Source organism: Candidatus Methylarchaceae archaeon HK02M2 (genome assembly GCA_024256165.1).
Taxonomy (GTDB): Archaea; Thermoproteota; Nitrososphaeria; order Nitrososphaerales; family JACAEJ01; genus HK02M2.
Genome location: JAKLZG010000078.1, coordinates 1 through 11,200 on the forward strand (window position 1 = coordinate 1; position 11,200 = coordinate 11,200).

Annotated in this window: 16 protein-coding genes; 5 read left to right on the forward strand and 11 right to left on the reverse strand. The window is 37.3% G+C overall.

The features are described from left to right. Window positions 1–150: 150 nt before the first annotated feature. Together L6N96_06265 and L6N96_06270 are read left to right on the forward strand one after the other, a co-directional pair. Window positions 151–1,077 carry a hypothetical protein gene (locus L6N96_06265; GenBank protein MCP8323761.1) on the forward strand — a complete coding sequence of 309 codons (927 nt, stop codon included), beginning with the start codon at window positions 151–153 and terminating at the stop codon, window positions 1,075–1,077. A 343-nt stretch (window positions 1,078–1,420) separates the two neighbouring features. Next, complete coding sequence (locus tag L6N96_06270; GenBank protein ID MCP8323762.1) at window positions 1,421–1,624, forward strand: dodecin family protein; 204 nt, start codon at window positions 1,421–1,423, stop codon at window positions 1,622–1,624. 437 nt (window positions 1,625–2,061) lie between these two features. Here L6N96_06270 and L6N96_06275 read toward each other — a convergent pair whose 3' ends face one another. The 11 genes from L6N96_06275 to L6N96_06325 form a co-directional block, all read right to left on the reverse strand. Continuing rightward, the gene (locus L6N96_06275; GenBank protein ID MCP8323763.1) at window positions 2,062–2,325 is read right to left on the reverse strand and encodes a GYD domain-containing protein; all 264 of its coding nucleotides are present in this window, start codon (window positions 2,323–2,325) and stop codon (window positions 2,062–2,064) included. Window positions 2,326–2,506: 181 nt separating this feature from the next. Then, on the reverse strand, window positions 2,507–3,805 hold the full coding sequence (locus L6N96_06280) for an FAD-dependent oxidoreductase (GenBank protein MCP8323764.1): 1,299 nt from the start codon (window positions 3,803–3,805) through the stop codon (window positions 2,507–2,509). Window positions 3,806–3,916: 111 nt separating this feature from the next. Further along, window positions 3,917–4,420, reverse strand: a complete 504-nt coding sequence (locus L6N96_06285) for a class I SAM-dependent methyltransferase (GenBank protein ID MCP8323765.1) — start codon at window positions 4,418–4,420, stop codon at window positions 3,917–3,919. A gap of 61 nt (window positions 4,421–4,481) precedes the next feature. Continuing rightward, window positions 4,482–4,874 (reverse strand): 30S ribosomal protein S8, encoded by a 393-nt coding sequence (locus tag L6N96_06290; protein ID MCP8323766.1) that lies wholly within the window; start codon window positions 4,872–4,874, stop codon window positions 4,482–4,484. Between the two features lie 9 nt (window positions 4,875–4,883). After that, window positions 4,884–5,048, reverse strand: coding sequence for a 30S ribosomal protein S14 (locus tag L6N96_06295; GenBank protein MCP8323767.1), 165 nt, complete (start codon window positions 5,046–5,048; stop codon window positions 4,884–4,886). After that, window positions 5,048–5,575, reverse strand: a complete 528-nt coding sequence (locus L6N96_06300; protein MCP8323768.1) for a 50S ribosomal protein L5 — start codon at window positions 5,573–5,575, stop codon at window positions 5,048–5,050. The genes L6N96_06295 and L6N96_06300 overlap by 1 nt, the downstream gene beginning before the upstream one ends. Window positions 5,576–5,577: 2 nt before the next feature. Then, on the reverse strand, window positions 5,578–6,306 hold the full coding sequence (locus L6N96_06305; GenBank protein MCP8323769.1) for a 30S ribosomal protein S4e: 729 nt from the start codon (window positions 6,304–6,306) through the stop codon (window positions 5,578–5,580). Between the two features lie 2 nt (window positions 6,307–6,308). Then, window positions 6,309–6,671: a 50S ribosomal protein L24 gene (gene rplX, locus L6N96_06310; GenBank protein MCP8323770.1), complete on the reverse strand. Its 363-nt coding sequence runs from the start codon at window positions 6,669–6,671 to the stop codon at window positions 6,309–6,311. 17 nt (window positions 6,672–6,688) lie between these two features. Beyond that, window positions 6,689–7,123: a 50S ribosomal protein L14 gene (locus tag L6N96_06315; protein MCP8323771.1), complete on the reverse strand. Its 435-nt coding sequence runs from the start codon at window positions 7,121–7,123 to the stop codon at window positions 6,689–6,691. Between the two features lies 1 nt (window position 7,124). Continuing rightward, window positions 7,125–7,448, reverse strand: a complete 324-nt coding sequence (locus tag L6N96_06320; GenBank protein MCP8323772.1) for a 30S ribosomal protein S17 — start codon at window positions 7,446–7,448, stop codon at window positions 7,125–7,127. A gap of 4 nt (window positions 7,449–7,452) precedes the next feature. Next, a complete protein-coding gene (locus L6N96_06325; GenBank protein ID MCP8323773.1) occupies window positions 7,453–7,707 on the reverse strand; it encodes a ribonuclease P protein component 1 in 255 nt (84 codons plus the stop codon). 121 nt (window positions 7,708–7,828) lie between these two features. Here L6N96_06325 and L6N96_06330 point away from each other — a divergent pair, with 121 nt between their 5' ends. The 3 genes from L6N96_06330 (at window position 7,829) to L6N96_06340 (ending at window position 10,993) form a co-directional block, all read left to right on the forward strand. Beyond that, entirely contained in the window at window positions 7,829–8,929 is a 1,101-nt protein-coding gene (locus L6N96_06330) for a fructose-1,6-bisphosphatase (protein ID MCP8323774.1), read from the forward strand. A gap of 58 nt (window positions 8,930–8,987) precedes the next feature. Next, window positions 8,988–9,668 carry a triose-phosphate isomerase gene (gene tpiA, locus L6N96_06335; protein MCP8323775.1) on the forward strand — a complete coding sequence of 227 codons (681 nt, stop codon included), beginning with the start codon at window positions 8,988–8,990 and terminating at the stop codon, window positions 9,666–9,668. Between the two features lie 179 nt (window positions 9,669–9,847). Next, window positions 9,848–10,993, forward strand: a complete 1,146-nt coding sequence (locus L6N96_06340) for a Glu/Leu/Phe/Val dehydrogenase (GenBank protein ID MCP8323776.1) — start codon at window positions 9,848–9,850, stop codon at window positions 10,991–10,993. Window positions 10,994–11,200: the final 207 nt, after the last annotated feature.

The window sequence follows — 11,200 nt, forward strand, 5'->3', positions numbered from 1 at the left end:
TTAAAGAATTCAAAAGAAGATTTGAAAGCCAGATATGTTGCAAATCTGAAAAGCGTGCACTTATAGATATTCAGTAGGCATAGAGAAAAAACAACAAATAGACAAGGAATAAATTAACTTAATGGAAGCAGTATATTAACAGGACATAAAATGAAAGAAGCAACCAAGACGTTACTAGACACAGGCAATAAAGCAATAATAGCATTCATGAAAAGAGACTTGCTTGGAGAAGAAGTGAACATAGAAGAATTATGGACCCTGCCACGAGTTAAAAGAATACTTAAGAAACAACAACCAAACGGCTCATGGACCTATCCGAACAAGAAAGCAATATTACGTTCACCTACAAATTACAACCAATACCAAACATACAAGACAGTGGCAGAGCTAGTGGAATTCTACGGATTGAATAAAAAACATGAAGCTATCAAGAAAGCAGCTAAGTATTTATTTTCATTCCAGACAGAGGAAGGAGAATTCAGGGGAATGTACGGCAACCAGTACAGCCCAAATTATAGCGCAAGTATCACGGAATTCCTGATAAAAGCTGGATATAGAGGCAAAAGAATCGAGAAATCACTAAACTGGTTGCTTAAAATGAGGCAGGATGACGGAGGTTGGGCTATTCCCTTAAGAACTAGAAATGAGAAATTGGATGCTCTAAATAAAAAGGAAACGATTGAGCCAGATAAAACCAAACCATTTTCGCATTTAATAACAGGTATCGTGTTAAGACCATTCTCTTTAATGACTAGGTATACAAAACTTGTAAAGGATGCAGGAATACTGCTAGCAGATAGAGTCTTTACAAGAGACAAGTATTCGGACAGGAGAGGAGTTGAGTATTGGACAAAATTCACTTATCCATATCACTGGACAGACATATTGTCAACAATAGATACGTCAATACTACTTGGAATTAAAAATCATCCAAAAATAATTGCAATAAAACAATGGTTTCAGAAACATAAACAAAAAAATGGCATATACAAAGTAAATGTTATGGCTGGAGCTAAATATAAGGATGTCAAATATTGGATAACGTCACAGTACTTAAGAATTCTCAAAAGATTTTGAACAAATTACTTGAAAAAGCTCAAAACTAATTATTAAAGCAATTAATCTTTCAAAGAAGTTATTTCTATCCAAAGTGTTATGAAGCCAAAATCTAAAAGCATTTCACATGTATATAGATCGCTGAAATGTAAGTCAAGCAGATAAGAAGGACCCACTTATTTTGGAGGAAGCCTAATAAATAATCTCATTTAGTGGTGTATTCTGGAAACTTATAATAAATAAGTTAAAAAAAGTTTAATTTTTAAAGATAAGGGCTGGAATTGAACGGTCGACGCCGACTTCATCAACTAGAAAAGGAGCAAAGTTAAATATGTATGTTTTCATTATGATGCAGGAGATTTTATTGGTATACAAGTTGATTGAGGTCATAGGCAGATCAAATAAAGATTTCACAGATGCAGCTAAGAACGCGGTCGAAGTAGCTGCAGAAACTATTGAAGAAATTCTTTGGGTTGAAGTTAAGAGCTTCAGTATGGTTGTAAAAGAAAATGAGGTAGTTGAGTATCAAGCTAAGACCAAGATAGCCTTTGAAGTCAAACGCGAATAGTTGAGGATTTCTTTTACAAAGTAAAAATAAGAAAAAGAAAATCTTCAATTTAATTATAGATAGAGAAGGGGAGAGTTATTCAAAGAATTCTTTGTTGTGTCATATGTCTAACCCGAAACCCTTGCAATAACTATCGGCTATAACATGGGCAGGGACCATCTCAAAACGTTTGTCCTGGTGACCGTGTGGGATGCATTCTTCATCATGCTTCTACTCTTTACAGCTTCTATGATGCACGGAGTCTCTGTATCATTACTCTTGACTTCAAATAATAAAATTCACACAAGTCGGGAGTTAAGGATTTGAGTTGATCGAAAGGGCTGAATCATAGGTGTTTTTCGATAGTACGAGTGTGTGTTATAATATCTCATTTTTTTTATTTTGTTAAAAAAAAGAGTGGGGCGCAACATAGACAGTTATATTCTCTATATTGCGGATTAGATGATTAATTTATGCGCATCTTCCTTTGTTATAGCCACTAAAGTTTCTGTTGAAGCAAAATCGAAGAATGGAAGGACTGTACTTAAGGCTGTCGCCTCATCAGGTCCTTCTGTGTAAATGACCAAATCGTAACGTCCAAGGGTCCAAAAAACAAACCTGATTTTGGTCCCCTCTGGTGGATTTTCAATTATTTTATCCAACTGTTGAAGTCTTTCTTTAGTAGGTCTACCCCTAAGTTTTATCAAGGTTATGAAGTGCAATTCTATCAAATATATATATGAAAAATATATTATTTAAAAATAACTATTACTATTAAATATTATATAATAACATAATAAAATATAAAAATTTTTAAAATATTATGATTTTTTATAAAAAAATGTATTCATCTTCTGTGATCATTAGTTTCTCAATTCAGAGTATCTTAAACATACAATACTATTAAGATAAGAATTTCCTTGCCTTTACTAAATCTCGTATAAGGTTTGAGTATCCAACCTTCTCTTGGATCATTTTCATAACTTTTTTAAGTTTAGCTCGCCTTAATTCACCATCCATCGTTAATAGCTCCTTCATCGCATAATTTATTATTTCAGGATACAAGCTAAAAAAGCGAGTATTTCTCCTAAAAATCTCTGGCAAGTCACTTAGTTGAGATAATTCTTGCATTACATAACTAGACTTGAGGGTTCGTTCATACTCAGATAGAGTTTTAGATGAGTAATCTTCCTTCTTTTTTGCTTTTATCACGGTTTTTCCAGCATAAAGACCTGATGCTATCGCCATATTGACTCCCTCTTGATACAGGCTGCTGCAAAGAGAGGCAGCATCACCGACAACTAGTAAACCATCACTATACAACCTAGGGACTCCATAATAGCCTGCTTCTGGAACTAAATGAGCGCTATACTCTTTGGGCTCTCCGCCTTTTATCAGGGGTGTTATAAGTGGATGATGCTTAAATTCATCTAATATCTCATAGGGTTTTCTCTTTGAACGAATCAGATGCTCCAATAACATTACAATTCCGATACTCAAGCTTTTATTATTAGTATAAATGAAACCTCCACCCATCATCCCATGTGTAGCTCCGATTACTTGAATAGCTGCTCCTTCACCTTCATTCAAATTAAATCTAGATTCGATGATTTCGGGTTTCAATTCAAGTGTCTCTTTCACTCCTAGAGCAACTTCTTTAGGACTTAATGGTTGTCTTAGACCAGACTGTATAGCAAGTTTAGAGTTCACACCATCAGCTACGATTACAACATCACTGTATAACTCATTCTCAGGACCACTTCCAGATCTTACACCCACAACTTTTTTGTTATCCCAGATTAGATCAGTAATATTTACTGAGGTTGCAAGTAGGGCACCTACCTGTTCTGCTAATTTAGCATACCAGCGATCAAATTTGGCTCTTATAGCTATGAAGGCGTTATAAGGTGGTTGAGCAAAACCTATATCTTTAAAGCTCAAAGTTAGACCTGATTTCTTAGAGAGGATCATTATCCTATGCTCTGCAACTCTTCTCTCGATTGGAGCCTTTTCAGAAAAGTCAGGAATGATAAGCTCGATAGGCCAGCTATATATTGCTCCGCCATACATATTCTTAGCTCCTGGGTAATCTCCTCTTTCAAGAAGAGCGACATCAAGTCCTTCTTTTGCCATTATATACGCAGCAGTAGTACCAGAAGGACCAGCGCCCACCACTATTACATCGAACTTTTCTGTCTTCAATGTACAATACCTAGCATTTTTTCCTTTGCTTTATTATTTAATATTCCTTATCACTATTTCACTACCTTAATATAAGGTATTAGGGGTTTTGTAAGAAAAATGAAAGATAAATTATAAGGTTCTATTTACAGGAATATCAAGTTTAAGGGTATCTATTAGATCAAAGATGTACAAATAAATAACATGCCCATTCGATTCATCCCTATAAACCTTTGAGGGTAACCAACCCTTCACTTCATAATCATGGGACACTATACGTGATCCACTTTTAAGTTCTTTTTCAAGTTTTGGCCTCAACTTCTCATTTGCTAAAGTTGTAAGATAAAGAAAGACGATATCAGCATTGGAAATATCTATATTGAAAAAATCACCTTTAATTATTTGGATTCTGCTCTCTAATTTCAACTTTTTAATTTCCTTCATTGCTCTATCTATTAAATCATCGTGAAGCTCTATACCTACACAATACATGCCAAACTTTTTTGCTGCCATGATCAATACTCTTCCATCACCTGATCCCATATCGTAGAGGATTTCTCCGGGCTTCGGGTTAGCCAGCTCCAACATCTTCTGCACTACATCGCGAGGAGATCCAACGAATGGCGATACTCTCATATCTTAATGCAAAATGTCATTATTTATAAAAAGATTCGCGTAAGATAGATTTTGAAATTGATCAATAAACATATCCTATGAGTCTCCCGCCTATACCAAGGGCAAGAGCTTCATTATGTGACATTATCCCCTTTGGGGTAGATACTATCAAAATTCCACTACCTATAGCTGGTAGAAATCGGCGCTCCCAATCATCATATCTGTCTTTTTTAACAGAAAATCTGGGTGAGGCGATACCACACTTATTAATCCTCCCTAGAAGCTGAATCCTCAATTTTCCTGATAATCCATCATCGATATACTCAAATTCTCCTATGTATTTATACCTCTGCATTGTTTGTAATACTCCGCTGGCAAGCTTTGAAGCAGGTATTACGAGGCACTCCTTCTTCTTCCTTATTTCATTGTTATAGATTGTTGAGAATAAGTTAGCTAGGATATTTTTTGCTGGCATGCTTATCACTCATTCATACTTTCTGAATCCAAGCTTTTGAGCAATTTCCCTAAAACATTGCCTGCATAACATAATATTATATTTTTGTATCATAGCACCGTATCTTCCACATCTTCTACAGTATCTAGACCCTTTTCCGAATTTTCTTTCTTTGCCATGTCTAACTTTAACCATTAATAAACATCGACTCCTAAAATTTCTTTAAAGAAGGTTATCGCCTCCTCTTGAGTAACTCTGTGATTCTTACCGACTTTCGATCTAGCTCTTCTTCGCTTTGAGATTCTGTAGCCAGGGCGGTCTAATAAAATAGATGTATCGAGGCCAAATATACCTATCTCTGGATCATATTTTATGCCTGGTATCTCGATATGCTCTTTTATTCCAAAAGAACAATTTCCTCTTTCGTCAAAAGATGATGATGGGAGTTTCATTTCTTTAGTAGTTAAAAGATGTTTTAAAGTTTCTATAGCCTTATCGCCACGAAGAGTAACCATAGTAGCTATTGATTCACCTTTACGAATACCAAAATCACGTACAGTCCATTTAGCTTGTCTAGGGCAAGGTTTTTGGCCTGTCAATTCCCCAAGGATTTTCTTTGCACGCTCGAGTACTTCGCCCGACCTACCAACTCCTATGTTAAGCACTACCTTACTGATCTTTATTTTCCTCATCGCATTTTCAATTTTTGGAACTTGAGACAATTTCAGGTCTCTCCACTAACCATTATCAAAGGTTTTTCTTCCCCAACTACAAAAATAATATCTGAAGGAAGCTCACTTGAAATACTTCCAATTGAGATGAAGACAATTTTTGATCTTGAGAAGGTCCCAGGTATTATCTTTTCAATTTTACCTAGTTGGCCAACTTTTGCCCCCTTAGTGATAATAGCCAAAGAACTTTCTTGTAATTGAACGGCTTTAACTATTTTTTGGGATGGAATTTCTATTAAACAAGTATCTCCTAGATTCAACTCCACATCATTACTAAGAATAGATCTACCATCATGGAGGCCATATTGAACCAGCCCACCCTTAACTGTATTCTTTTCTTTCACTTTACAGAGTTTCAAAGATTTTTCAGATTCAGGTATGTTTATTGGATGTAGGAGATTACCTGGAATAGGTACCAATCTGAAAGTTTTACCGATAGAAGGTATATCAATAACATCCATCAAACCTACAGGAAAATCTGGCTCTCTTCGGGGAATGCCGTCGACTACAATCTTACCTTCATGAATAACGGTCTTAGCCTCTCTATAAGTCTTGACAAGGCCCAAGATATCCCGAATGAGTACAGCTAACGGATAACTCTCTTTTTTGGAATGAGGTCCAGGGGATACAGTTACCGTGAAGCGGATTTTCTTTCTAGGAATCTTCCAGAATGCTGGTGCCTTTGATCTTTTAGTTCTTTTATCTTCACCCATTTTTACCATAATTAGGCCTCCTTCACATGAACTTCTAATTTTTCCTTCCTCCATTTATCATCGAGGTTTAATTTCAAAATTATTACTTTTGATGGATGAATCTTTACAGGAGTAGTTCCGCCTGCTATCTTTTCACGAGTAATGCCGTCAACCATTATCCTTCCAGTTTTAATATCAATGCCAGTCACTTTACCTTCGATTCCTTTGTACTCACCCCTGACAACTTTCACAACGTCATCTTTTCTAAGGCGAAAGGATCTCACATCATACTTAGAACGCAGTTCTTCGGATAGATGTGAAGAGATTAACTTTGACTTAATATGCGGAGGAGAAGTAAAAAGTTTTTTTCTAATTTTGGATGGCTTGGACGACATTGAAATACGCCTATATATCATATTATCATACTTGCCAGATTTGCGAGTCTCGGCCATCGCTCTGCTGCCTCTGCTGCAACTGGTCCTTTTATATCTGTACCCTTTAATTCGCCATCAGGAGTGACTATTACAGCAGCGTTATCTTCGAACATTACCCTCACTCCGTTTATTCTTCTAATCGGGTATTTTTGTCTGACGATAACGGCTCCAAAGGTCTGCTTTTTCATCTCAGGACGCCCTTTCTTAACTACAGTGATTACATAATCACCAACTGCAGCCGCAGGAAGGCGCCTTAATCTACCCCCATATCTTGTTACTTGAACTATCTTAAGGGTCTTCGCACCAGTGTTGTCTGCACAGTTGACAACTGCGCTGACGGGTATAGCTCTGGTCACGTAAAGCTTGAACTCTTCAATACCTTTTGCTGAGACTGCACGAGACTTTTTCGACATATCACTCACCTAGCTTTTCAATAACAACAAAAGATATCGTTTTACTCAAAGGCCTACATTCTGCAATTATTACAGAATCACCTTCATTCACACCAAGGCATTGGGGAAGATGTGCTGGGATTCTACTCCTACGCTTCTCATACATCATATACTTCTTGATATATTGGAGATACTCCCTCTCAACTATTGCCATTTCTTTAGCCTTTATGCTGACAGCCTTTCCTTTCAGAAATTTTCCCCTTATACTCAATGAGCCGTGGAAAGGGCAGAATTTGTCTTCACAAGATTTAACAGGTGGTCTGACATCTATACCTATGTTTTTCATATTCTCACTTTAACTTACTCAATCGATCTTCAGGTCTTCCAACGAGTAAAGACCCATGAATTCTTACCTTTGTACCATCTGGCAGATTAAATAAAAAAGAAGAATTCACTTTTGGTATAGTCTTCATCTTGCCTTTAATATAAATTTTTAATGTGTTTTTAGTTTCATCAACAACTGAGCCCATGAGATTCTTTAAAGTAGGATCACTACTCTTAACGATACGGGCTTTTAAGCCAATCAATTCATGGAACCTGATCATTGCAGGTGTAATCCTCATCTTAATACCAACGCCTCAGTCTAAAAGTTGTTTAAATGCTTTCCTTTTTGAATATAAAGATTTTTATCTTAATACTGTAGAGCTAGCTCTTGATGATGTAAAAATGAAGGTTACTCTTTCTGTTATTAAAGCAGATATTGGAAGCTTGGTTGGACATCATGTAGTTCATCCAGAACAAATGAAATTAGCATCTGAAAAGCTGAAAGAGGCGAAAGATGCTGGTCTGCTCATAGATTACTATGTTACACATGTTGGTGATGATCTTCAGCTGATAATGACTCATACTAAAGGTACTAATGATGAGGAGATTCATAGGTTATCTTGGGATACTTTTAGCACAGTAACAGAGAAGGTCTCGAAAAAACTAAAGTTGTACGCCGCTGGTCAGGACCTTCTCGCAACTGCTTTCTCTGGGAACTTAAAGGGCATGGGACCGGGTATTGCTGAAGCTGAGTTCGAAGAGCGAACTAGCGAGCCGGTAATAATCTTTATGGCAGATAAAACAGAACCAGGGGCTTGGAACTTGCCATTATACAAGATCTTTGCTGATCCCTTCAATACTGCAGGCTTGGTAATAGATGAGAGCTTACATGAAGGTTTTACCTTTACAGTCATGGACGTACATAAAGATAAAACAGTTGATATCCATGCTCCTGACGAAATATACGATCTATTGGCCCTGATAGGAACTACAGGAAGATATGTGATCCAGTCTATCTCCAGGCGGAAAGACGGTCTATTAGCAGCAGTAGCCAGTACAGCTAGATTAGCTTTAATAGCAGGAAAATATGTGGGTAAGGACGACCCAGTTATGTTTGTAAGGGCGCAGCATGGACTTCCAGCAGTGGGTGAGGTCTTGGAGACATTCGCCTTCCCCCATCTTGTAGCGGGATGGATGAGGGGTTCCCATAATGGACCACTGATGCCCGTTTCGATCGCAAATGCAAAATGCACAAGATTCGATGGTCCACCTAGAGTTGCAAGTTTGGGATTCCAACTTAATGAGGGAAAGTTGGTGGGTCCCGAAGATATGTTCGACGATCCAGCTTTCGACCGAGCAAGAGAGATAGCAAATGTAGCAGCCGATTACATAAGGCGTCACGGTCCATTCATGCCAGCAAGACTTGGACCGGAAGAGATGGAATATACAACTTTGAAAGTAGTTCTTAAGAAGCTAGAACCAAGATTCAAATCAACAAAATAAATTTGAATTCCTGAACCATTGAATTCTAAGATCGAATATGTAAAAAGTGTTGAGCACAATGCTTCGTACTCCCTTACTACTAATAAACTTCAAGAATTACCTTAGAGCTTCTGGTGAAGGAGCCATCAAACTGGCAAAGATTGCAGAGAGTGTGGCAAAAGAACTTGAAGTAGAAATCGCCGTTGCACCACCTATTCCAGACTTATCGAATGTAGCAAGATATGTCGATATACCTGTCTTTGCTCAACATATAGATCTGTCAAAACCAGGCAGTACAACAGGCGCGATTGTCTCGGAGGTAGTGAAAACATGTGGTGGTTCTGGCACGTTATTAAATCACAGTGAAAAGAGAACATCTCATAGTATAATCGAGGAGATGATAAATAAATTGAGAGTCTTAGGAATGTGTATTGTCGTGTGTGCTAAGACTCCAAATGAAGTAAGAGATATGGCGATGCTATTACCTGATTTTGTAGCGGTTGAGCCTCCTGAACTTATAGGAACAGGGAGAGCTGTATCAAAAGTCAAGCCTGAAGTCATCTCAAAGTCTGTTAAAGCAATAAGTGAAGTTAGTGATTCGGTAAAACTGATATGTGGAGCAGGGATAACATCAGGTGAAGATGTTGAAATTGCGATAAAGCTTGGTTCAGTTGGAGTTCTTGTTGCCAGTAGCATCGTGCAATCCTATTCTTGGGAGCTTAAGATACGGGAATTAGCTAAGCCTTTAGCCCCTAAATAGTCCACAATATCGATAATCTTGAGAATTCGACACTCGAAAGATATTTAAATCTAATAAAATTTCTTTTCAATATGCAGAGTGAGAAGCCTAACCCATTTCAAATTGCTCAAAAACAATTGGAAAATTGTGCAAAAATTATAAATTTAGATCCCAATATTTACAAAATTCTACGAGTTCCAATGCGCGAAATCCATGTATCCTTACCTGTTCGGATGGATGATGGTTCTATCCAAGTATTTGAGGGGTTCAGAGTTCAATATAATGATTCCTTAGGTCCAACCAAGGGAGGTATCAGGTTCCATCCAGATGAAACGATCGACACCGTCCGGGCTCTAGCAGCTTGGATGACCTGGAAATGTAGCTTACTCGATCTACCTTTGGGTGGAGCAAAAGGAGGAGTTATTTGTAATCCAAAGAAGATGTCCCAAGGAGAATTAGAGCGTTTAAGCCGAGCATACATAGACGCAATATGGCAGTTTATAGGACCTAAAAAGGATATTCCAGCGCCTGATGTTTATACAGATGCTCAGATCATGGTCTGGATGATGGACGAATTTTCAAAGTTTTTAGGTAAAAATCAATTTGGAGTGATTACCGGCAAACCTCCTTTACTCGGAGGTTCCATTGGTAGAGACGATGCTACAGCTAGAGGTGGCATATTTACTGTTCGTGAAGCTGCAGAGGAACTAGGTATAGATTTGAAAAAAGCTACATTCGCTATTCAAGGTTATGGGAATGCTGGCTACAATGCAGCTCGTTTAATTCAAACTTTTTTTGGAGGTAAAATAATTGCTGTCAGTGATAGTAAAGGAGGCATATTATCAAGAGAAGGTTTAAACGGGGAGAAAGTTTTAGAACATAAAATGAAAACAAGATCAGTAATCGATTTTCCTAACACAGAATTAATATCTAATGAAGATCTTTTAGAGCTCGATGTCGATTTACTCTTTCCCTCAGCTTTAGAAAACGTCATTACTGAAAAAAATGCTCACAATATTAAAGCAAAGATTGTTGCTGAATTAGCCAATGGTCCAACCACACCAGAGGCAGATAATATCTTATTCAAAAATGATGTCCATGTAATACCGGATTTCTTATGTAATGCTGGTGGAGTTACAGTCTCATACTTTGAGATGGTTCAGAATTTTTATATGTATTATTGGGAAGAGAAAGAAATTCACGAACGTTTGAACAAGAAAATGACAAAAGCGTATCATTCCGTATTAGATATATCTAAAGAATATAACATAAACATGAGACAAGCCGCTTATGTTGTAGCTGTTAAAAGAATTACCGAAGCAATGAAACTTCGAGGTAGAGTATAATTAACTCTAAAAGGTATATAAATAATCTTTTAAATAAACCATGATCAAACTTTTAAGCGATGGGATGGAGTTATGTCGGTGAAACCTAATATCTTTGGAACTCTTTTACGAGATGTCATAAAAGCAGGAGCATGCACCTTCTGTGGAGGTTGTATAGCATCATGTCCTTTTTCAGTCATAGGGTTCGAAGATGAGTTACCTAAACTC